A 22,769-nucleotide genomic window follows, 5' to 3' on the forward strand; every position below is an offset into this window, starting at 1 on the left:
CTTGGGGATAGATACCTGTGTATAAAAAAACAAAAACTCTCATATTACTCGCGGCCAGTGCACTGGCTTCCGCAGCAACTGCGCAAGACGATGTCGGAAGCGTTCACCAGTACCGCAGCTACTGGGCTGGGCACCTGGAGACCCTGTCAATCAATAGCGACGTTGCGCAATCCAATGGCATCGGGGATAGCGGTTTTGGCCTGGGGGCGAGTTATCACGGTGAACGCGGGTTGTTGAACTTCAATGTGGGCGCCACGTTTTTTCTCGTTGACGATGAGGCCAAGTTCAGACAGCGTGTGGAAAACACCGTAAGTGGTGACGAGTCCACCGAGTCATCTTCTGTCGACGCCGGCTCCATCTTTGTCGACGCAGGTGTTCAATATCCTGTGAGTGAGCGTGTGGTCATGGGGCTTAATGCGGGGTATCGGTACATGGATTTCGAGCGCGGCATCAACAGCTGCGTCGATTGCTACAGTGAGGGCATCAGCGTAGAGAGTGATACCTACCTGAAGCCATTTGCTCGTTTTGTGCTCAATCACGCGTACTCGGCCGATGTGGCCTATTTCGCCTATCAGGGCGATAAGGGCGCAGAGAACTCCCTGCAGTTCTCCTTTAACTTCGGCTTCTAGGCCCGTTATCACTCCCGCGGGGCGCTTCTGCGCACCGCGGCATTGCCTCTCCCCTTTGAACCTCCCGCCGCTTGCCGCCATAATCGGGCCTTTCGCCAACAGAATAACGAGAGCGACGTTGTATGAGTGAACCCTCTGTGTACGAGGCCACCGAGCGCCTGCCGCTAAAGGAATACACCGAGAAGGCGTACCTGGACTACTCCATGTACGTGATCCTGGACCGCGCCCTGCCCAATATCGGCGACGGTCTCAAGCCGGTGCAGCGGCGTATCGTCTACGCCATGAGCGAGCTGGGCCTGAAGAATACGGCCAAGTACAAGAAGTCTGCGCGTACCGTTGGTGACGTGATCGGTAAGTACCACCCGCACGGCGACAGTGCCGTGTACGAGGCCATGGTGCTGATGGCGCAGCCCTTCAGCTACCGCTACCCGCTGATCGACGGTCAGGGTAACTGGGGCTCCCCCGATGACCCCAAATCCTTCGCCGCCATGCGGTACACCGAATCCCGCATGGGCAAGTACTCCGAAGTGCTGCTGTCCGAGCTGGGCCAGGGTACCGTCGACTGGCAGCCCAACTTTGACGGCACCATGGATGAACCGGCGGTGCTGCCGGCGCGGGTGCCCAATATCCTGCTGAATGGCACCACCGGTATTGCGGTGGGTATGGCCACGGATATCCCGCCGCACAATCTGCGTGAAGTGGTCAATGCCACCGTCGCCCTGCTGGAGAATCCCAAGGCGACCGTGACGGACCTGTGCCAGCACATTCTTGGCCCGGACATGCCCACCGAAGCCGAGATCATTACCCCGCGTGCCGATATCATGAAGGTCTACGAGACCGGTCGTGGCTCGGTGAAGATGCGCGCACTGTGGACCAAGGAAGATGGCGATATCGTCATCACTGCACTGCCGCACCAGGTGAGTGGTGCCAAGATCCTCGAGCAGATCGCCGCGCAAATGCAGGCCAAGAAGCTGCCAATGGTGGCTGACCTGCGTGATGAGTCGGACCATGAGAACCCGACCCGTCTGGTTATTGTGCCCAAGTCCAATCGGGTGGATATGGATCAGGTGATGAACCACCTGTTTGCCACCACCGACCTCGAGCGCAACTACCGCATCAATATGAACATGATCGGTATCGACGGGCGTCCGCAGGTCAAATCCCTCGATAAGATCCTTGGCGAATGGATTAGCTTCCGTACCGTCACTACCCGCCGTCGCCTCCAGTTCCGCCTCGACAAGGTCGAGAAGCGCCTGCACCTGTTGGCCGGTTTGTTGATCGCCTTCCTCAATATCGATGAAGTGATCGAGATTATCCGCACCCACGACGAGCCCAAACAGGCCCTGATGGACCGCTTCGAGCTGACCGAGGTGCAGGCGGATTACATCCTCGATACCAAGTTACGCCAGCTGGCACGCCTGGAAGAGATGAAGATCCGTGGCGAGCAGGCCGACCTGGAAAAAGAGCGGGATACCCTCACCAGGACCCTCGACAGCGCCCGCCGCCTGAAGACCCTGATCAAGAAAGAGCTGATGCAGGCCGCCGACGAATTCGGGGATGAGCGTCGCTCGCCCATCGTTGAGCGCGAGGAAGCCAAGGCCTTCAACGAGGCCGACCTGCTTTCCAGTGACCCGGTCACCGTCGTTCTGTCAGAAAAAGGCTGGATCCGTGCCGCCAAGGGCCACGAAATCGACCCTACCGCCCTCAACTACAAGTCCGGCGACAGCTTCAAGTTCGCCGCCCGCGGCAAGAGCAACCAGTCTGCCCTGCTGCTCGACAGCACCGGGCGCAGCTATGCCATTGCCGCGCATACGCTGCCGTCTGCACGGGGACAGGGCGACCCCCTGAGTGGCCGTATCAACCCGCCCTCCGGCGCCACTTTCGAAGGCCTGATGATGGGCGCCGACGACCAGCAGATCCTGCTCGCCAGTGATGCCGGTTATGGCTTTATCGCCAGGCTGTCGGACCTGCAGTCGCGCAACAAGGCGGGCAAAGCCATGCTCACTTTGCCGAAGAACGCCCGTGTACTGCCACCGTGCATTCTGGATAATCCGGAAGAGGCCGTTCTCGCCGCCGTCACCAGTGAAGGCCGCATGCTGGTCTTCCCGGTTTCGGAGTTGCCGGAACTCTCCAAGGGCAAGGGCAACAAGATCATCAATATCCCCTCCGCCCGCGCCGCGAGCCGTGAGGAAATTGTGGTCGGCGTTGCTGTGCTCGAAGGCAAAGCACAACTGGTCATCCACGCCGGCAAGCGCCACACCAAAATTAAACTCTCCGAGCTGGAGCACTACCACGGCGAACGCGGCCGTCGCGGCAACAAACTACCGCGCGGCTTCCAGAAGGTGGACCGGATCGAGGTGATTAATTAACGTGTATATAAAAGAGGGCTTATCGCCCTTTTTTATTGCCTGGCACTAGCACCTGATTACCAAAAAGAACAGTGTAACCAGTATCCCGGCTCAATCTTTTACCCGGGGGAAACACCAGGTAATTTAGAGAGTTAGAGGCGGAATGCAACCAAGTAGAATTTTGGGATACTGGACACAATGGACAGTATCCATTTTGGTGCTTGGACCATCTGCATAGAAAATTAGTGTTTTGGCAGTGGTTTATTGGTGATCTGGCGTGAAAGCTGTCCTCTGGATGCTGGCCGGGTACATGTGACCACTTTGACCAGTATCTAACTGTTATGAGTAAGATCATGCCTAACGAGATAAAAGTAATAGTTCTGCTGCTATTTGTGTCTGCATGCTCAATGTTCGTAGGCACATATTTAGATATGGATTTCTATACTGAGAGTGACGGGTACGACCCTTATATCTATACCATGGACATGGTTTGGGTACTTATCGTGGCCTGGATCATCTGGGATGTAGCCATAAAAAAGACCGATCACAAGAATACGTTCCTGATTTTGGCTGGAATCTTGTTTATTTTTAGCGTATGGAACACCATCGAATATGGATTCCTCTATACAACAGTGGTTGCAGCTTTTGAGGTAGTTGCGTTTCTGTCAGCTTATCGGCTACTTAAATCAAATAGCGTCGTTCACTGGCAGAATGGAATCTCATAACAAGCGCAAGCAGGCGGAAATCTTCTCCATGGTTTGGCCTGAGCTTACCGCTACGCAAGCACAAACCAAACCACTCCAAATATTCTACTGTTGCGGACGTAAACTTCTCAAGAATATGGATCGTAGCAACTACATAGTTAACCGAATAGTGCTTTCAGCGACGCTCCTATTCTTTGGGTACTTGCTGACTGCGGTAATACCAGCCTTCACGTCAACTGAATTGGCCGAGGTGTACATAACAGTTTCAACCTGGGTATGGGCTGTAGTCGCCATTCAAGTTTTGGGGTTGGTAGGCGTATTCTTCGGTAGCAGTGGGCGCTCAAAAGCCAATCTTACTCTTATGTTGGTTGGCCTCGTGCCTTTGGTGGCATTTTGTATTGTAATGGCACCAAAGAGCATTAGTTAACAAGTGCAAGCAGAAGGGGACAATCTTTCCGCTGGCGCTCCAAATTTGCGCCTATTGCGGGCGTTAGGAGATGGAGAAGTGCGACATTGAAAAGATGGAATAAAGTATTTTTTATTTCAGCCGTAAGCCTTCTGTTGCCTGCTTGCGTATCTAATATGCCTCGGGATTTAATGGTTTCTAAATTTGGAATAGTTTCTCGAGAAAGCTTGGATAAAATTGTTGAAAAGCCATTTCATGAATCATGGCTAATCGATGAATTTTTAGTTGTTGGATTGTCGACGGGCACTGACCTTATTCGATATGCCCAAGGGCGAGGATACCCGTTAAGTATAAATAGGTGGTTTTGTGAGCAAAGATCCACACCTATATTTGGAAGCGGACTCTATTCAGAAGAGAGTAGTTTATACACCCAAACTATTGATCTAGAAAAAATTAAACTAATGTCCGTGTCACAGAAAGAAAGTTCTGGGAAAAATCTATATTACGCCGTTATACCGCTCTCTTTTTCACAAGATATAGAGGTCTATGGTCGTCCAGAAAGAAAGGGCGCAGTATTTTATGGTAAATACAACCTAGAGTCTTATCCGAGAGATTTGTGCTTTCAAATTGGTGGTTACTCTTATGGCTCTGGTTTTAAGTCTAATCTGGCTAAATTGCCAGCGAGCACGATACAAGGAATGGCGCATGACTAGGGTGCAAAGATTACCTAACAAAGCGTTGCAAGGCGACCGCTTACTTTGTGCACTTTGTTGCGCGGTCGCTGCGCTCCCATTTTCGCGAAATTAAGCGTACAAAGTCGGCCCCATGAGCGAGGCGTTAGATTGACTTTTCAGATTGAGGGTTTCTATTTTGTTTGGTAAGACAGTTTTTTTGGTTTTCTTTTGTGTTTTGTTGTCTGCATGTGTTAGTCCATTTGGGCCTGACGCCTGCTTTTCTTATAGAGACTGTCCTGAAAAGGTTGGGTCCGTCGTCCCTTCCGAGGAGATAATAAGTAAGTATAGAGAGTTGGGTGCGCCTTTACCTATAAGCTTAACGCCGCCTCTCTACCCAAAGGTTGCACTAAGAAAAAGTGTTCAAGGGTGGGTCATTCTGGAATTTGATATTTCCCCGGATGGTAATGCTGAAAATATTATTGTAGTCGATTCATCCCCAAAAAATTTCTTTGAAAGAAGTTCTATAAAATCACTGGAATTATCACAATTTGAAAAGTCTGAGAGCGGATTCAAAGGAAAAACTCGGGGTTTTGAGTTTAAGTTTCCTCGTTAGACTGGCTAGTGATTGAATAGGGGTATCTGAGTCTTTGATTCGCTTTGTCGTTCTCAGGGTTTGCAAATTAAAAAGTGCTAGCAGATCAGTGCCACGTAACCAAGTGTTGGATACACAAGTATGTCAGTAATATCAAAAATAATGGAAGCTGCAGAAATTGATACCGACGTGCTTCGTAGTCTGGATGGAAATGGATCGGCGGCTTAGGGGATTCATCTGAGCAAACTGCGAGAGAGATCAAATTCATGTTCATGGTCGGAGGTGGCTGCATCCGATTCTAATGTGCGAGAACCATCTATATTGGGAAGGTGCGGCTAGTGGGGAGCGCTAACACCATTTTGGAGAAGCAGAAGGGTCCCGCGTTATTTTGTTCTCCGATTGCACTGTATCTTGGTATTGCTCTTGTAGCAGTAACGGCGCCTTTTCGATGAAATTTACCGGGCGGCGATAAAGCTGGATAGTTCGTGGATTGTAATCACCAAAAATTTTCGCTTGTATGGCGGGCACAACATGTACTTTGGGATATTCAGTAATAGAGAGATGAAATGAGGCTTATTGGGAATCTACTGTGGCTTATCTTGGGCGGGTTCTGCATGGGGGTCGCTTGGTGGATCTTCGCTATTGTCGCATTTATATCAATTGTCGGGATTCCCTGGGGTAGGGCATGTTTTGTTATAGGCTTGTTCTCGTTTCTTCCTTTCGGAAAAGAGGCCATTTCCCGGGATGAGCTAACGTGGAGAGAAGATATTGGTACCGGGCCTCTTGGCTTGATTGGCAATATCATTTGGTTTGTTTTTTGTGGGCTCTGGCTTGCGATCGGCCACGTTTTCTCGGCCTTGGTCTGTTTTATAACGATAATCGGTATACCCTTTGGGCTGCAGCACCTGAAATTGGCAGGTATTGCTATCGCTCCAATTGGCAAAACGATTGTGTCCAATGAAGTCGCATGGGCGGCGCGGGCGACTAATGCGAGTGCAGTGGTAGCCAGTAAGCGCGGGCAGAACTAAAAATAGCCGATTTCGTTAGCATTACTTTAACTCAGTGATGATTGCTGCGGTTGGATTTTACAACTCAGCTCTGCGTCGCCATATCGCGTTGAGTATAACATTAGCGGTATTGAGAGGCTCATGAGCATGGATCTAGAGAAACATCGCAGAATGGAGCTACGAAAGGCTACGGGAACCAGGGGAGTAACCCGTCCTGATCCAAAACCCCTTCATCGCGGTCCAGAGTACCTCGTCGCACACGCATGTTTTAACTGTCGTAAAAGCTATAAACGACCCGTTGAATACACTGGTGAAGCTCCCTGCCATCCATGTCCGGAATGTTCGGCCTGCATGCATAAAATGGGGCGAAGCTTTAAGGCTCCAAAAAAGACCGATAGTCGACAGTGGCGCAAAGTTCAAATTCTGTATGCAGCTGGATTCCGCTTCATTAGCTGTGGCTCACACGAGGGACCGGACTTGCCTGTTGAGCTAAGTGAGCTAGAGGAGTTTCTAATCAACAATGCGGCGCACCCACTGAAGGTCGCGGAACCTAACGAGCTAATGCTGCCAGACGGCTATAGCGGTGTCGCAGCCAGTACGTAATGTATAAGGATGAACTCGAGAATATATGTGCGTTGGGTTGTATTATTTGCCGCATCACATCAAGCCTGCTTGTGTGAAGATAGCATGTATTGTTCATGGCGTTTTCCGCTCTCTTAGATAAGAACTGGTCTAGGGTCACAAAGAATTTGAGCTGCGGAGTAGTAATCAGCGGTCCTCACTTTTTGGTATTCCAAAAAGAAGAGAGTCTGACTAAAAGGGTGGAGTAGAGGAAATCCTAATATTTTGATCTGCGGAAAAATCACGCAGTGAGCGTGCGTAAAATTCCGGTTAAGTTGATGGCAAAAGGGTGCTTCCTAACCTCTATTACGTCCGGACGGAGAAGAGTGCGCTTAAAAGAAAAAGATGAATGTGACGTGTTGCTGAAAAATGATGAATAATATTGGCCCGTATATAGCTCTATCCATAAATTACATTTTTGTAATTATGAGTCTTGTGTGTCTGTGGCGTAGTCGAGCAGGTAATGTTTCCAAACTTGTTTGGAGTGTCGCACTTCTTATGCCGGTAATAGGTCTCGTATTCTTTTGGTTTATCTTCAATGCGCCATCTCCCTTGCCTGGTCATAAGAGGCAAGGTGTCAATGACTACAATGGCGGCGAAAATGAGATTATGGATTATGGTCATGGCGTAAAGTATGACAAATAGCCACCTGCTATTGTCCCCATCCTACGCATAGCTGGAGCGGCTCACGCTACGTTCCGGTTATTGGAATATCAAATGTAAGGAGAAATCTATGAACGAAGAGGTTTATTCGGCCCCTAAATCGGATCTTCAAAAGGAAGTGAATATCGAAGTGCCGCAGGAGATACTTAAGAAAATTAAGAGTGCGTGGATTGCTGGAACCGTATCAATAGTTATTACCATCATCTTCACGCTAATCTCTATGTCAGGTAACGATATATTGGGTCTTAATGCCTTTGCATTTGTTGATGTTTTTCTGATGGCTATTTTCGCCTTCGGTATCTATAAAAAAAGTCGCGTGTGCGCCATTTTGATGTTGCTGCTTTTTGCCGCAAATAAGGTCTTAATGTGGTCTGAAGCTGGCACTACGAGTGGTCTTCCTCTCGCCTTGGTTTTCCTCTGGTTCTACACAATGGGTGTTGTTGGTACTTTTCAATTCCATAGTTTCAAGAAGCGACAACAAGCTTAGCAAGTTCGAGTGCTGAATCTGCTGTTCGGCCGGAAATCAGCACTACATGCTTCGCCTGTACTGGCGGCGGTAAGCAACTGAATATGACGAGAAGTAGAGATTTAAATAACGCTGTAATGTTCTTCATTTGCGTGCTTCTGGGTTATCTTTGTGTCGACACTTGGAAAATGTCGATGTTGGAAGTAGCTGATATTGAGCTGCACGTCGTATCCAAAAAAATGGATTATGTCAATTGTCGTGATGATCTGGCGAAACGCAGGTTAAGACTCTCCGTTCGGCATTCGGTTTCCACTGATGCACTACCTCATGACGATCCATGCGAAGAATTTGAGAAGTTTTTAGAGCGAAATGATTTTGAAATAGCATATCTGGTCTACAACGAGCATGTCGTTAGCATAGAAAGTGAAGCCGAGATATTTATGAGATTTTCGGATTGGACTAGTTATTTAATTTGGTTCCGCTACATGCTGGCCTTGATGTTTGTTGTATCGTTGCTGGCCTTCGTGGTTCAGATTCGTCGAGGTTTTACCAAGTAATGGCAGGGCGAGGCACAGTTATCTGTGCTCGGTTGGGAAGTTAGAGGCTGAATTTTCGATGAAGCATTATTGGTTGTTTGTTGTTTTAACTTATGTGTTTACTTCAGGATGCGCCGTGAACACAATATCGCGATATAACCAGCTATCACTGCAACAGATCACACAAACCGACTGGAGCGAAAGTTTTCCCGTTCATGTGAATTGTCCGGAGGAAATGAAAACGGTTGCAGTGTCTCCCGTAGTACCATTGCCTCCACTGGTGCCTGTTGATTTTCTTAACGAAGACTTGACCATTGTTGTTGTGCAAGCACCTCAAGGTTTTTATGTTGATGTGGCGATCCTAGACATCTCAGGCAGCGAGCTCGAATTGCCATTCAAGTTGGATATTTTTGATGGAAATCAATTTGGGAAGGCCGAAGTAGCGACATGGTCATATGAGACAGGTTCGAGCTGTGAGAGTCTGGACGGCAAACATCTTGTTGTCGAAATCAGGGATTCCGCTGGAAAGAAATCACGATCTGAGTTTCGTATGGAGTTCAAGCAAGGTGCGTTAAAAGGCGAGGCGGGCTACATTAGTGCCAGAGTTCCAGACAGGGAAATTTCCTCGGCGGCATATTTATAATGATCCGGCTATCTCCAATTGAATATTCCCCGGAGACTGGGTCTTGAATTGCACGAGATCATATGGTGTTTACTCAGCACCTCACTCACTATATACATTGTGCATAGCCTGTTTCTCTGCTCTGTCGCAACGATGATAAAGTATGAGCTATAGATGCATGAAAGACAGGTATCATGCCCCTTGTCCGTTTACTTGTTAACATGGGTCGTTTTCAGTGAGATTGGTACTCTGTGTAGTAAGTCTGACAATCGGAATTGCTATTGGTATGGCAAGTACGTATTTCTTTATGCAAGAAAGCGTTTTGTCTGCAGTAGCGGAGGGTGCTAATGGACAGGCGGCGGCTACGGCAGAATTACTCGCGATCAAAGCTACTGAGGTCAAAGATGCCCAAGAGCTCCGGCGCACTATGTTTTATATCAGTTGCCTTTCGTCAATAAGCGCTCTGCAGTATATCCAGGATAATGGTATGTCTTCTCCTGGCGCTTACATTTCACGAGACCAGGCCAAAAACGCTCAAAGGCTTTACGCGAAGAGTGGGTTGCAACCATGTCATTAAAGCCTTTCCAGAAAGGGAATATATCGGGATGTGGTCGGTATCGGCCTCAGGCTGGTGGCGTCTCTGAGTGTTTCCCGCTTTGTAATGATCAAATTTTTTGTTCTCAGGGCGCACTATGCACCTCATTATATTTCCCTTATTGATTTTGTTTGTTCTGGGAACACCAGTACTACTTCTATGGCCCAGGAAAGGCCTTTCGCTTACGAATTATGGTCGGCTGATTGTGGGCGCGTCATTTGGCGTTTTTGTCGGACTCCTGATGATACTTTTGTTGAATGGCATGGAGCTCAATCAGATGCTGTTGCTCATGGGGAGTTTTGTCGTGCTGCCGATGCTCTTCTCGGCATTCCTTGTCAAGAAGAGTCGTAGCGTTGGCTACTATATCAGTGATCCACGAGCCCTTCTTTTTAATGCACCTCTTGCGGTTGCGAAAGCCTACCTTATTGCCAATATTGTTGGTCTTGGTTTGTCTTATTTGGTTTTATACGCAGTATCCGGCCCCACATTGGCAGATTTCGTGGTTTTAATGAGTTTCGTAAAGCTTCCGGTCAGTTTAATTATCACGATTGTCGCGACTTGCTTTGTGGTGCGGCCTTCGCATCGGCTGGCGATTTGGTTTTCTGTAGGATTTGGGCTTGCATCAAGCCTGTTTCTGTATTCTGGAAAGATCATTGCTTCGGCCGTGATTACGTACGCATTCGTTACGCCGTATATACTGATACGGTTATTGGAGCGGTTTAGCAGAGTGACGCCGTCAGGGCTATCGCAGCCACCGGAAGAAAATTTCTCTAACGTATGAGGTACGTCCTCTTTCTAATCAAGAGTGATAAGGGCTTTGCGTAAATCCCTGATTGTAGCGATCTATGCTGGCATGGTCGCTGTTGCTATTGGTCTGGTTGCATTCATCCTGAACTGGAAAGTTTGGGGTGGAGGCATGCCGGGATACGAGATCTTCCTACTGCCGGGTAATTTATCCCTGGTTTACGTATGGCACCCACTGTTTACAGAGGAAATCGATTTCTGGCCTAAACTCGGTCTCCAGATGTTTGGTCAGTTCGTGGGCACTACGGTTTTTGTCTGGCTGGTCGCGAGTGCTGCCGGATGGTATCGAATATCCATCTGTTCAATTCGATCGTGAGCGTAATAGGGCTTACATGTTTATGGAGTTGTATATGTACAGTGTCTTCGGGCGCGAAGTGTTGGTCGAGCAGATTGCTGGCGGCTGGTCGACTTTCTATCTTGGCGTGGAAGGTAAGCGGCGAGCGGCCGGGATCCAAATACCCTCCGATATCGATGAGGCTGAATTGACTCAGTATTTATTTGATCTCTGCCACGAGTGGGCAACGGAAACCTATCCCGATGTGATTCGCCTTTTTTGATTGGGATAGGCCGTAGCTTCGTATGGGAAAAAACGAGCGTCGTAGATTCCCTTCGCTCGCATAGCCATGCGCCCCCACAATAAGTTCCTTCGCATGACCAGCATCACGAGTGCGCTGCTTCAAAAGTTTGTAGTTTTTCGCGTCTTACTGGCAAATATTGTGACTGTGCTATAGGTGTAGGCTGTCCCCGTGGAATTGCGGTATCGATACGTATCGGTTGCGGGGGAGATCCGGAACAGGCTGGCGAGTCGAAGGGACTTGGCGTATGGATGCGTTGTTGGCTGGCTCGAATGGTATGCAGCTATTGTTCGCGCTGGCGCTCACCGCGCTGCTGGTGGGTGTACTTGCGGCCCTGAGGCGGCTATTCCGCAGCCTGTGCGAGCAGGTGGATAGCCGATTGCTTCAGTCTGGTTGGGTGCTGGCGGTTCAGGATATGCAGCTGCTAACCGCCCCCGCTTTGCGGAAGTTGCTGCTGCTTGTTGTTCAGGTAGTACATGCCCTGGCGGCGCTCTTCGCCATCTATCTGTATATCCCGGTTTTACTGCGTGTGCTGCCAGGCGCAGAGCCCCTCGCGCGTCCATTCGCAGACTACTTTCTGGCGCCAGTGTTTAAATTCTGGGAGGCCATAGAAGGCTACCTGCCGTCCCTGATTAGTCTGCTGGTTATCCTGTTCTATGCGTGGCTGGCGCTTAAGTTACTTTATGTCGTCAAGGTTGCCTTGCAGAAAGGCTATATCGTTTTTCCGGGATTTCACCCTGAGTGGAGTGAGCCCACCTATAAAATCCTGCGGTTTCTGGTTCTGATGCTGACGCTGGCGATGGTGGTGCCGTTACTGCCTGGCGCGGAGTCACCCGCCTTCAAGGGCGTGTCCCTGTTTGTTGGCGCCATGGTCACCTTGGGATCTACGGCGGCGATGGGAAATGTGACTTCCGGGATTATCCTGATTTACACGCGTGCCTTTAATGTGGGGGACATTGTTCGGGTTGGCGAGGCGTTCGGGCAGGTGGTGGAGCGATCCCTGGTCGCGACCCGGGTGAGGAGCCCGAAGAATGAGATCGTGACGATACCCAATTCCACGGTCCTCAACAGCCAGGTAGTGAATTATTCCGATGAGTCCGGGGCTATAGGGCACCTGGTTCATGTCAGTGTCAGTATTGGATATGACGTCGACTGGCGCCAAGTGCATGCACTACTGGAGGCTGCTGCACGGCATACGGATGCGATTGAGCCGGAGCCCGTGCCGTTTGTGCTGCAGAAGAGTCTCGGAGACTATAGCGTCTGCTATGAAATCAACGCCTATACCAAACTGGCCCGCGATTTACCTGGAGTCTACTCAGATCTGAATCGCAATATTCTCGATCAATTTACGCAGGCGAATGTCGAGATACTGTCGCCGTCATATACGGCGATACGCGATGGTCAGGACGCAGCCATTCCGTCAACTGAACGGTGAGACCGGGGTAAATCCGACGGTAATCCTTACTGACTAGGCGATCCCGCTTCGAACCCGTATGCTAGGCGTTTTACCCCGAGTGCCCTTTTGCGGCGCTTCTTTTTGGAAGACCGAATGTGGATTACCTGAAAACAAATCAGTCATCGTGGAACAAGCGAACCGAGGTCCATATCGCGTCCAAGTTCTATGATGTGGAGGGATTTCTACAGGGCAGGAATGTACTCAACCAGATTGAGCTCGATGCGCTCGGAGAGGTTGCCGGCAAGAGTCTGTTGCATCTGCAATGTCACTTCGGGCTGGATACCCTGTCCTGGGCCCGGCTGGGCGCCACGGTTACTGGTGTGGACTTGTCCTCTACGGCGATCGACAAGGCACGCGCTCTGTCGAGTCAGACAGGGCTCAGCGGCGACTTTGTTTGCTCTGACCTGTACAGTTTCGGTGAATCTTCCCGGCAGCAATTCGATATTGTATTTACCTCCTATGGCGTACTGTGCTGGCTACCAGATATTGAACGATGGGCAAATACGGTGGCGCGCAGCCTGAAGCCGGGGGGGACTTTTTACATGGCAGAGTTCCATCCGTTTTACGATATCTTTGCGGGTTACTCCTATTTCCATTGTGAAGCGCCCGATGTAGAGGAAGAGGGTACGTATACGGAAAATGACACCGGTGAGACATCGACCCTGGTCACCTGGGCGCATCCTATGAGTGATGTTGTGAACGCACTGCTCAAGGCTGGTATTCAGATTACGCAGCTCGATGAATATCCCTATAGCCCGTACAGCTGCTTCGAAAATATGGAAGAGCGCGAGGCCGGAAAGTTCTACCTGACGCACAAAGAGCAGGATATTCCGCTGGTCTATGCGATCACGGGTACGAAGGTCGGGTAGATCGCCTGTTACGGAGCGATGGGGTCGTGATAGCTGGTAGGGTCTAAATCTACGCGGAGGGTGTGCGATGGCTGAACAAGAAGATACCGGTAAGGTCACTGGAAGAGAAACGTTCATTGGCGCAGGTGTGGCGCTGGGCGTCGTTTTTGGCGCCGTGATTGGACGACTCACCGGCGACGTGGGGCTGTGGATCGCCCTATCTATCGCGTTCGGTGCCGCCATCGGCTCCGTCCTGGCAGAAGCGGTGAAGCGTAACCATGGGCCCGACAAGGGAGAGTAGTCGTCGCGGTACTACTGCTAATCTTGCCGATCGCTTGCTCATTCAGAAAAACCTCCGGCAGCTATGCTGCCCTGGTTGAGTGCACTACCCTGCGTAGATGCGCTACTTTACAAATGAGGTACTGAGCGGGTCTGTTATGGCGGATTCAGAACGTTTTGCCGAATCATTTGCGCGGCATTATACCGGGGCCGTTGAAGCTGGGGACCTCGAAAGCCTGATGGCACTCTTTGAGCCAGAGGCGATCATTACCTCCCCTATCAAAGGGGCAGTCTCGGCGCGGGATTTCTACCGCTTTGTATTCGAAGTGGTGCAAGATCGCCACTATCAGTTGCGCCATCTCCTTGTCGGCGTGGGCGCACCACCAACGGTCGCGATCCATGCCGCCTATAGCCGCACTGTGTCCGGCGGCCAGCCGGCAACCATCGATGTGATTGATCTGTTTGAATTCTCTGCACCCGGTGGTCTGGTGATGCGGGGTACCATCATATACGATGCGTCCCCTGTTAGAGGGGATTTTCAGCAGTAGTGCTTTCACCGCGCATAGGGTGCTCCGTATGCATTTAGTGTGGGTGCGTTACTGCGCTACGCACGGTGACAATCGAATAGAGAGAGGTCCGATGAATTCCAGTCTTACCCGCTACGCGTTCCTGGCCGGGGTTGCCTATTTTTGCTGCATGGCGGTCGCGCACTTTTTCGGTATCAAGGTGCCGGTGTTGTTCGTCTACTATGACACGCCTTTCTATGCCTATCAGGACAAGATAATTGCCTTCGCAGTATGTGCGTATATCGCGTTGTTTTACTATGCCTCCAAACACCGTGACGTCGCGCTGGGCGCGATCATTGTGCTGGCCTTGACGGTACTGGGGCTGACCTCGGTCAACTCATCCGCGGCGTTGGGCTCGGTGCTGGAGTCAGGCCAGTCGACGCTACCTTACTGGCTACAGACAGGCATGATTGCCGTGTATTTACTGGTTCTTGTGGTGCTGTACCGGAAAGACAGCCGGGCGGCCTGAGGACCAGATTGTCAGGGTGCCGCCTGCCGGAGGCTGCGGGCGGCCTTTGATTTTAGTCAATGCGACAAACCTGGCTTTCCGCGTAGATGTGGATATTGGTGTGGTGAATCCACACTAACTCACTGTCAATCACCGGATAAGTCATGCGCATACTCAAAGTTTTGGCCATCATTCTGGCCGTGGTGGTTTCACTGCCGGCTGTGTTTGTCGGCTATCTGTATCTTTCCGAGCCCGTGGTGGCTTCCCGTTTCGTGGGTATGTTTACCGCAGAGGATGGAGATTACTCTGCACTGACGCCGCGCTCTGTAGCGGTAGGGCAGCAGCCTCTCGAGTTGCCACAGGCGGATCGTGAAGGTCTGACGATCCAGGCTGATGCGCTGGCGCAGATGCAGGCATTTGCCCAAAGCCATAATTCCTTTTCCCTGATTGTGATGCATCGCGGCGTGGTGCAGTCGGAATGGTACGCCAGCGGCTGGGACGCCGCGCGTCCGGCACAATCCCAATCCATGCACAAGAGCGTGTTGCCAGTACTGATTCAGGCGGCGGTCGAAGAGGGCTCCATTGGTGGCATCATGGATCCGATCGGGCGCTATATCCCGGAGTGGGATCAGGATGCCCGCGGTGATATCACCATCGAGGATCTGCTGGTGATGTCGAGCGGCCTGTATGCACCGCCGTTTTCGATCAATCCCTACTCCGATGATTTCCTGGTGTTGTTCGGTACCGAGATCACACCGGTCTTGCTGCGCACGCCAATAGCGGGGGAGCCGGGGGTGGAATGGGAATACAACAACAGCGCCAGTGAGCTGCTGGGGTTGATCCTCGAGCGCGCCACCGGTAAACCGTATGCGCAATTCCTGCAGGAAAAATTATGGGATCCGATGGGTGGACGTCATGCGGAAGTCTGGCTGGACGCGGAAAACGGCAAGGGCCACAGTAATTGTTGTTTGATCGCGGCACCGCGAGACTGGGCCGCATTCGGTATGTTGCTACTGAATCGAGGTGCCCGCGATGGCAAGCAGATTGTGTCAGCGGACTTTATTCAAAAAATGATTTCCCCTGCTCCGCAAAGTTCCTGGTATGGCTACCAGATCTGGACGGCGGATACGCACAGTGAAAACCCCTGGCTGCAGCTGACCAAGGGCTATCAGCGCACAGAGCCTTTCCTGCGCGACGATACATTCTTTGCGTCGGGCTATGGCGCCCAGCGCGTGTATGTGGTGCCGTCAGAGGAGCTGGTGATTGTAAGGATGGGGCCCGCGCGTGGGGCAGCACCGGTTCGGCCTGATTGGGATAACGCCTACCTGGTAAATACGGCGATTCGCAATATCGTCCAGTAGCGGTTTGGCGCGGTGGTGATCGATACAGGGGGGCGTGTATTGTGCCCCCCTGCACCGCAGGTTTAGAAGGTGTAGGTCAGTGCGGCGAAGCCGTTGATTTCAATATCATCACCGACGATTGGGCTGTCGGTGATCTCATCATCCAGCATTTCGATGGAGACACTCAGAGCAACACGCCAGTCCTCGGTGATCTCGATCAATCCGCCGACCCCGGCTTCAAAAGTGATTGCGCTATTCACCGAATAGGCCGGTCGATTGGGCAGCGCGGCAAAGACGGGCACCCCATATTCGTAATCGGCCAGGTCTGAGCTCAGCCAGTTGATACCCACCTGAGGGCTCAACCGCACATTGCCGAGCTGAAACCCTTTGGACAGGCTTATCTCGGCGATACCGCCGCCGATATTGTCGAGCACATCATGCTCGTAACTCACATCGAGCTCAGTACCCTCTTGCCACTCATAGATGACACCGAGGCCTGCCATCAAGGTGCTGTCGCGGTCGCCCAGCCCCTGCAGGAAACGGCTGTCATCCTCTTCATAGGCACCCAGGCGATAAGACGCAGTAATTGCCAGACGCAGGCGGTCGCTACCGAGAATGCCATAGCGCAGGTTGGGGCCAACCCATTGCAGGCGCTCGCCAAAATAGGTTACCGCGGGAATCACTTGCGTGGTGGTGGTATCGGATCCCACGTAAGGGCTGCTCTGGGCGATCACCCCGAGGCCAACACCCCACTGTCCACGTTCGCCGAGTACCTGGTAGATCTCCAGGCTTATTTCCCGCACTTCCCCATCGCGGAAGGGAAAGCTTGCGCGGCTGAAGCTGGGTGGGCCTTTGGGCTGGTAGTTGTTGGACAGACCCAGGGGCTCGCGGGGGATGCCGATGAAATTGCGGTCCAGGGCATTGTTGCGGTTTTCGTCGAGGTAGCCGAGTACCGCGATCTGCCCACCAGGTACGTCGGTTATGACGTAGGTGCCATCGGGCTGGATGTCATAGCGACGCTCGATCAGTGGATTGCGGAAATCACCGAAGGTGTTGGCATTGTCATACACCTGCAATACCAGCACGCCTTCTGGCGGCAGATTATCCACACGGACGACAATCTCTCCTGCCCTGGCAGCGGATGTTGCGGAAACCAACAACGCCAGCAGGCAAGTAAGCAACGATTTCATGGGGGCCCCTTTGAAGAACAGAATAAAGCACAGTGTATACGTTGGCGGGGATTGGCTAGATGACAATTACCGTTGAGACATGACCTGTAATCATCACCACTCCCCTGGCGTCTATTTATCCGTAGTATGATCATGACGACCATGCCGGGTTGGCAGGAGTGGCGCCAACAGTAGCGGTGCGCCAGTGTTTAACAACTAGAGAAAATGTGGCCTTGCGATGAATGCTCTCTCTCGCGTCTTTGTTTTCAAGATTGCTGCCACGGTTCTGGTTTGGTGCCTGGTGCTTTTGCTGTTTCCCACCGACTGGCTGGCGGCTGCCGGATTGCCGGTACGGGAAACCGATTTATTTTTACGGTTGCTGGGGTGGGCCTATCTGGCATTGTGCGTGGGTTACGGTTTTGGCCTGCATGTCTCACTGCAGGGCAAGCGCGCTCTGGGACCGATCTGGGTGGGGATTGTCAGCAATGGTGGCGCGTTTCTCTACTTGTTGTTCTATGGCGCAAATGGTGCCTGGTCTGCCTGGGGACCGATCTTGCAGATTGTAGGCTGGGGTTCTGTGGTGGCCACCTTGCTCATTACGGCGGGCTTGATTCGTTTTGGTGTACTGGGTGAGGGAGAGGTAACCGGGTAGGCCTCCACGACACCAATCCCGTGTTCGATTGTCCTTTCCAACTGGCGTGATGGCTATTTATCTCCTATTGGTTTTGCTCGATATCCAAGCCTGATATCTTCGCATCATAAAACCAACAGGAGAGAGATATGCGCCTCAGGATAGTGGCCGCGGTACTCGCGATTATAGGGCTGGTAGCGGGCCTGGCCGGATGTGGCCGGGAAAGTGAGCAAACGGAATTTGCTGTGGAGTACGAGCAGTTCCAGCTCGACAATGGCCTGAATGTGCTGTTCCACATTGATCGCTCCGATCCCGTTGTCGCGGTCTCCCTGACCGCACATGTCGGGTCTGCGCGTGAAAAAACCGGGCGCACCGGTTTTGCGCACCTGTTTGAACACCTGTTGTTTCTCGAATCAGAAAATCTCGGTAAAGGCGGTCTGGATGCCATGAGCGCGCGTATTGGCGGCTCGGGCGCCAATGGCTGGACCTCCCGCGATGTCACCAACTACCAGCAGACTGTTCCAGCCGATGCGCTGGAGAAAATGCTCTGGGCAGAAGCCGACAAACTGGGTTGGTTTATCAATACGGTCACTGAGCCGGTGCTCGCCAAAGAAAAACAGGTCGTCAAAAACGAAAAGCGCCAGCGGGTCGATAATCGCCCCTATGGCCATTCCCAGTTTGTGATTGACCGTAATTTGTACCCTGAAGGCCACCCCTACAGCTGGCAGGTGATCGGCTCACTCGAAGACCTGCAGAGTGCGACGCTGGAGGATGTGAAGGAGTTCTTCCAGCGCTGGTATGTGCCCAATAATGTCACGCTGGTGGTGGCCGGAGACTTTGACCCGGTGCAGGCACGCAAATGGGTGCACAAGTACTTTGATGAGATCCCCGCAGGTGAAGAGATCGAGCGCGCGCCCAAGCAGCCCGCGGTTCTTGAGCAGACCGTGCGGCGATTCCATGAAGACAATTTCGCCAAGTTACCAGGGCTGACCCTGGCCTGGCCGGGAGTGGAGCGCTACCTCCCGGACAGCTATCCGCTGGCAGTCCTGCAGGAATACCTGTCGCAGGGTAAGCGTGCGCCGTTATACCGCGTGCTGGTGGAAGACCTGCAGCTGGCGCCCGGGGTGAGTTTGTATGATTACAGCTCTGAGCTGGCCGGCCAACTGCAGCTGTCGGTGCAGGCATTCGAGGGCCGTGACCTGAATGACGTTTACCAGGGGATCGAACAGGCCTTCGCGCTGTTTGAGCAAGAAGGCATTGCCGAAGAAGACCTGCAGCGTATCAAGGCCGGGCAGGAAGCCGGTTTTTACAACAGTCTCTCCAGTGTGCTCGGCAAGGGTATGCAGCTGGCGCAGTATGATGTTTTCACCGGTGACCCGGGTTACGCCACCCACGATATTCGCAAGCTACTAGATGTGACCGCGGGTGATGTGAAACGGGTTTATGAAAAGTATCTCAAGGGTCGGCCACATGTTGCCGTAAGTTTTGTGCCCAAAGGCCAGGCCGACCTGGCCCTGGCGGATTCCTCCCGCGCGCTGGTGGTCGAGGAGAAAATTGTCAACGGTGCGGAAGAAGCGGTCGATCCATCGGCAGCAGCAGAATATACACGCACCCCGTCCACCTTCGACCGCTCCGTGGAGCCCGCCTACGGTGAGGCCACCCAGGCAGCGGTACCGGAGGTGTGGCAGGCCAAACTCGACAATGGCCTGCGGGTATACGGTATTGAACATGGCGAAGTGCCCACCGTGCGCTTTAGCCTCGTGTTGGATGGCGGCCAGCTGCAGGAGTCGCTGGAACTGCCCGGTGTCGCCAACCTGACTGCCGCATTGATGCAGCGCGGTACTGCCAAGCGCACACCGGAAGAACTGGAAATTGCCATCCAGAAACTCGGCGCCACCATTTCGGTTTCTGCTACGCAGAATGCGATCCGCATTGACGGCACCACCCTCGCGCGTAATTTCCCTGAAGTGTTTGCGCTGGTAGAGGAAATACTTCTGGAGCCCCGTTGGGATGCGGAAGAGCTTGCCCTGGCGAAAAAACGGGTAACCAGCCAGTTGAAGCGCGCCGAAGCCGAGCCCAATGCGATTGCTGCCAATACATTTGCGCGCTTGCGCCATGGCGACGACAGTATTCGTGGACAGAATCTGCTGGGTACGCAGTCGTCCGTCGAAGCCATCAGCATGGATGACCTGAAGGACTACTACAGCAACTACCTGTCGCCTTCCATCGGGCGACTGCATCTGGTTGGGGATCTTTCTCAGGAAGACTTCCTCGCAACGGCCAAGTCCCTCGGCCAGCGTTGGGCATCCCGTGACGTGAGCGTGCCGCAGCCACAGTCCGTCGCCGCGAAGCCCGGCCTGTACTTTGTCGATGTCCCCGGAGCCAAGCAGTCCGTGCTGCGTATTGGCCGTGAAGCCATGCCCGCAGTCTCAGAGGACTTCGTTCCAGCCGAGTTCACCAATTACATCCTTGGCGGCGGTGGTTTTGCGTCGCGGCTGACGCAGCAGTTACGTGAGGGCAAGGGATATACCTATGGCATTCGCTCGGGTGTTTCCGGCGGCAAGGAGCAGGGTACCTTCTCCATTGGCAGCGGCGTGCGTGCCAATGTCACCGCGGAATCCGTTCAGCTGATACACGACATCCTGGAAAACTACCCGACGACCTACTCGGACAACGATCTGGAAACGACCAAGTCCTATTTGGTGCGCAGCAATGCCCGTGCCTTTGAAACCGCCGGTGCCAAACTGCGCTTGCTGGAAAACATGAGCCACTATGGCTGGCCCGCCGATTATGTGCGGGAGCGTGAGGCCACGGTACGTGGTATGGATGTTCCCGGCGTGCAGGCCATTGCGGAGCGCTACCTGACCCCGGACAGCATGATCTGGCTGGTGGTGGGCGACCGTGAAACACAACTGGGCAACCTGAATGCGCTGGGGCTGGGTGAAGTCGTGGTACTGGAGGCGCCGTCCCTGTCCCAGCTTGCCGCTCACTAAGCACTGAGTTGCATCATGGCCTCATCGGATGAGCAGCGGATTCTGGCCAGCTGGCGGAAAAACGCGGAGCCCTGGTCTACTGCAGTTGAAGACCAGCAAATTGAAAGCCGTCGCCTGGTCACCGACCAGGCGATAGTGGATGCGGTGTACGCGACCGGTGCGCGGCACATTCTGGACATTGGCTGTGGTGAGGGCTGGCTGGCCCGGGCTCTGTCGAAGCAGGGTTGTCGCGTTGTTGGTATTGATGCGGTTGCAGCACTGCTTGATCGGGCGCAGGCGCTCGGCGGAGCAGAATTTCACTTGCTCGAGTATGCGGCGATTTCTTCGCGTACCCTGGCGGACACTTTTGATCTTGCAGTGTGCAATTTTTCCCTGCTGGGGGAGAAATCGGTTGAGCAGGTGTTCCGCAACGTGCCGCGGGTGCTTAACAAAGGTGGGCGGTTGGTTGTGCAGACTTTACATCCTGCGTTTAGTTGTGGGGAATCCTGCTATACCAGTGGCTGGCGTGAGGGATCATGGGCAGGATTTGATGATGCATTTTCGGATCCTGCTCCATGGTATTTCCGTACGCTGAGCGATTGGGTCGGCTTGTTTGTACGCAACGGCTTTTCCATCGAACAGATTGCGGAGCCGGTTGCTGCTGAGAGTCGTGTCCCGGCGTCGCTCATCTTGGTGGGGCAATTCATCCAGCAAAGCCGGTGACTCAATGCAGATCGCCTTTCGTTTCCAAAAACTGATCGATTGCCGCCAGTGCTTTGTTGCGTATCTCGTCACGCTCGATCGTCGGCACATGTTTTGACTCCGGGAAATACACCAGCTCGCAGTCCTTGATGGCTGCGCAGATGTCCGGGTGCACCTCGCTGTTGACCAGGTTGTCTTTGCCGGCACTCAGGATCAAAACCGGCTCTTCAATTTGCTTCAGAAACGCCTCTTCGTTCACCCTGTCCATGGACTCATAGGCCTTGTTGAGCCAGCGGTAGGTAACGCCGCCCATGCGCAATTCCGGTTCTTTCAGGCGCCAGTAGGTTCCGACCAGGTCCCGTTGCGGATCGGTGGTGCAGCAGCTGTCTTCCAGCTGGTAATCAGCTTTCAGCGCCCAGTCCGTATCGCCGGGGATATAGGATTCGGCGAGACCAAAGGTGTCTCCAAACCATGCCATGGCGCGCACCAGCCACACTGGCTTGTTGCCCACCACAATGTCGTACATGGGCACTTCGGCGATCACCGCATCGAACTTGCCCGGGTGCTCACCGGCATAGCGGGTAACGATATGGCCGCCCATGCTGATGCCCATCAGGAAGATGGGTTTGTCGATGTCATCTGGCATGACCTTGGTGCGTAGGTGATCGACAGCTTCTACATAGGTGGAAAAATCATCGATAAAGACTTTTTGTGAGTTATCGAGCCAGCGTGGTGACTTGCCCTGGCCGGGCATGTCCAGCGCCCATACCGCGAGCCCTTTATCGAGAAAGTGGCGGAAGAGTTCAAAGTGAAACTCTGGTGCCGCCGTTAATCCATGCACCATGACCAGGGTGCCGCGAGGCGGCCCTTCCGGTGTCATGGATACATAGCGAATGTTCACGCCGGGACGGAACTCGAATGTGTTCCAGGTTGCGGACTCTGGCGCTAGCATCCGCTCCGGTAACTGCTTTGGGGGATACTCCGCCGATGCGCTGGCCGTGAGAGTGAGCAGTAACAACGCGCTGGTCAGTAGACCCTTGATCCGATGTCCCATGGGGAATCCTGCTGCTCTTTTGCTGGTATCTACTGGTTTCCAACAGTGAAGGTTGGGAGGTG

Annotated in this window: 23 protein-coding genes; 21 read left to right on the forward strand and 2 right to left on the reverse strand. The window is 52.8% G+C overall.

Annotated elements, in window-relative coordinates:
* The first annotated feature begins 17 nt into the window (after window positions 1-17).
* The 18 genes from ACXAD0_RS05465 to ACXAD0_RS05550 all read left to right on the forward strand — a co-directional run bounded on the left by ACXAD0_RS05465 (window position 18) and on the right by ACXAD0_RS05550 (window position 16,200).
* Window positions 18-629 (forward strand): hypothetical protein, encoded by a 612-nt coding sequence (locus ACXAD0_RS05465; protein ID WP_475087351.1) that lies wholly within the window; start codon window positions 18-20, stop codon window positions 627-629.
* A gap of 122 nt (window positions 630-751) precedes the next feature.
* Entirely contained in the window at window positions 752-2,998 is a 2,247-nt protein-coding gene (gene parC, locus ACXAD0_RS05470) for a DNA topoisomerase IV subunit A (RefSeq protein ID WP_475087352.1), read from the forward strand.
* A gap of 332 nt (window positions 2,999-3,330) precedes the next feature.
* Window positions 3,331-3,702, forward strand: a complete 372-nt coding sequence (locus tag ACXAD0_RS05475) for a hypothetical protein (RefSeq protein ID WP_475087353.1) — start codon at window positions 3,331-3,333, stop codon at window positions 3,700-3,702.
* A gap of 492 nt (window positions 3,703-4,194) precedes the next feature.
* Window positions 4,195-4,800 (forward strand): hypothetical protein, encoded by a 606-nt coding sequence (locus tag ACXAD0_RS05480; protein WP_475087355.1) that lies wholly within the window; start codon window positions 4,195-4,197, stop codon window positions 4,798-4,800.
* Window positions 4,801-5,113: 313 nt separating this feature from the next.
* Window positions 5,114-5,374 (forward strand): energy transducer TonB, encoded by a 261-nt coding sequence (locus tag ACXAD0_RS05485; protein ID WP_475090314.1) that lies wholly within the window; start codon window positions 5,114-5,116, stop codon window positions 5,372-5,374.
* A 545-nt stretch (window positions 5,375-5,919) separates the two neighbouring features.
* Window positions 5,920-6,381, forward strand: coding sequence for a YccF domain-containing protein (locus tag ACXAD0_RS05490; protein ID WP_475087356.1), 462 nt, complete (start codon window positions 5,920-5,922; stop codon window positions 6,379-6,381).
* Between the two features lie 1,333 nt (window positions 6,382-7,714).
* Entirely contained in the window at window positions 7,715-8,131 is a 417-nt protein-coding gene (locus ACXAD0_RS05495) for a hypothetical protein (RefSeq protein WP_475087357.1), read from the forward strand.
* A 173-nt stretch (window positions 8,132-8,304) separates the two neighbouring features.
* Window positions 8,305-8,667, forward strand: a complete 363-nt coding sequence (locus tag ACXAD0_RS05500; RefSeq protein WP_475087358.1) for a hypothetical protein — start codon at window positions 8,305-8,307, stop codon at window positions 8,665-8,667.
* 58 nt (window positions 8,668-8,725) lie between these two features.
* Window positions 8,726-9,289, forward strand: coding sequence for a hypothetical protein (locus ACXAD0_RS05505; RefSeq protein ID WP_475087359.1), 564 nt, complete (start codon window positions 8,726-8,728; stop codon window positions 9,287-9,289).
* A gap of 671 nt (window positions 9,290-9,960) precedes the next feature.
* On the forward strand, window positions 9,961-10,644 hold the full coding sequence (locus ACXAD0_RS05510) for a hypothetical protein (protein ID WP_475087360.1): 684 nt from the start codon (window positions 9,961-9,963) through the stop codon (window positions 10,642-10,644).
* Between the two features lie 36 nt (window positions 10,645-10,680).
* A complete protein-coding gene (locus tag ACXAD0_RS05515) occupies window positions 10,681-10,983 on the forward strand; it encodes a hypothetical protein (protein ID WP_475087361.1) in 303 nt (100 codons plus the stop codon).
* Window positions 10,984-11,017: 34 nt separating this feature from the next.
* Window positions 11,018-11,224, forward strand: coding sequence for a DUF7661 family protein (locus tag ACXAD0_RS05520; protein WP_475087362.1), 207 nt, complete (start codon window positions 11,018-11,020; stop codon window positions 11,222-11,224).
* 265 nt (window positions 11,225-11,489) lie between these two features.
* Window positions 11,490-12,677 carry a mechanosensitive ion channel family protein gene (locus ACXAD0_RS05525; protein WP_475087363.1) on the forward strand — a complete coding sequence of 396 codons (1,188 nt, stop codon included), beginning with the start codon at window positions 11,490-11,492 and terminating at the stop codon, window positions 12,675-12,677.
* Between the two features lie 116 nt (window positions 12,678-12,793).
* Window positions 12,794-13,567: a class I SAM-dependent methyltransferase gene (locus tag ACXAD0_RS05530; RefSeq protein ID WP_475087364.1), complete on the forward strand. Its 774-nt coding sequence runs from the start codon at window positions 12,794-12,796 to the stop codon at window positions 13,565-13,567.
* Window positions 13,568-13,634: 67 nt separating this feature from the next.
* Window positions 13,635-13,847, forward strand: a complete 213-nt coding sequence (locus ACXAD0_RS05535) for a glycine zipper domain-containing protein (RefSeq protein ID WP_475087365.1) — start codon at window positions 13,635-13,637, stop codon at window positions 13,845-13,847.
* Between the two features lie 136 nt (window positions 13,848-13,983).
* A complete protein-coding gene (locus ACXAD0_RS05540; RefSeq protein ID WP_475087366.1) occupies window positions 13,984-14,373 on the forward strand; it encodes a nuclear transport factor 2 family protein in 390 nt (129 codons plus the stop codon).
* A gap of 91 nt (window positions 14,374-14,464) precedes the next feature.
* Window positions 14,465-14,860: a hypothetical protein gene (locus tag ACXAD0_RS05545; RefSeq protein WP_475087367.1), complete on the forward strand. Its 396-nt coding sequence runs from the start codon at window positions 14,465-14,467 to the stop codon at window positions 14,858-14,860.
* 143 nt (window positions 14,861-15,003) lie between these two features.
* Complete coding sequence (locus ACXAD0_RS05550; protein WP_475087368.1) at window positions 15,004-16,200, forward strand: serine hydrolase domain-containing protein; 1,197 nt, start codon at window positions 15,004-15,006, stop codon at window positions 16,198-16,200.
* Window positions 16,201-16,262: 62 nt separating this feature from the next.
* Here ACXAD0_RS05550 and ACXAD0_RS05555 read toward each other — a convergent pair whose 3' ends face one another.
* A complete protein-coding gene (locus ACXAD0_RS05555) occupies window positions 16,263-17,369 on the reverse strand; it encodes a MipA/OmpV family protein (protein WP_475087369.1) in 1,107 nt (368 codons plus the stop codon).
* A 217-nt stretch (window positions 17,370-17,586) separates the two neighbouring features.
* Between ACXAD0_RS05555 and ACXAD0_RS05560 the strand changes: the two genes are divergently transcribed.
* The 3 genes from ACXAD0_RS05560 (at window position 17,587) to ACXAD0_RS05570 (ending at window position 21,674) form a co-directional block, all read left to right on the forward strand.
* The gene (locus ACXAD0_RS05560) at window positions 17,587-18,000 is read left to right on the forward strand and encodes a hypothetical protein (protein WP_475087370.1); all 414 of its coding nucleotides are present in this window, start codon (window positions 17,587-17,589) and stop codon (window positions 17,998-18,000) included.
* 128 nt (window positions 18,001-18,128) lie between these two features.
* Entirely contained in the window at window positions 18,129-20,972 is a 2,844-nt protein-coding gene (locus tag ACXAD0_RS05565; RefSeq protein ID WP_475087371.1) for a M16 family metallopeptidase, read from the forward strand.
* A gap of 15 nt (window positions 20,973-20,987) precedes the next feature.
* Window positions 20,988-21,674, forward strand: coding sequence for a class I SAM-dependent methyltransferase (locus ACXAD0_RS05570; protein ID WP_475087372.1), 687 nt, complete (start codon window positions 20,988-20,990; stop codon window positions 21,672-21,674).
* Between the two features lies 1 nt (window position 21,675).
* On the opposite strand, the gene ACXAD0_RS05575 is transcribed toward ACXAD0_RS05570, so the two are convergent.
* The gene (locus ACXAD0_RS05575) at window positions 21,676-22,707 is read right to left on the reverse strand and encodes an alpha/beta hydrolase (protein WP_475087373.1); all 1,032 of its coding nucleotides are present in this window, start codon (window positions 22,705-22,707) and stop codon (window positions 21,676-21,678) included.
* Window positions 22,708-22,769: the final 62 nt, after the last annotated feature.

It is taken from the genome of Microbulbifer sp. ABF4_148 (assembly GCF_056158985.1).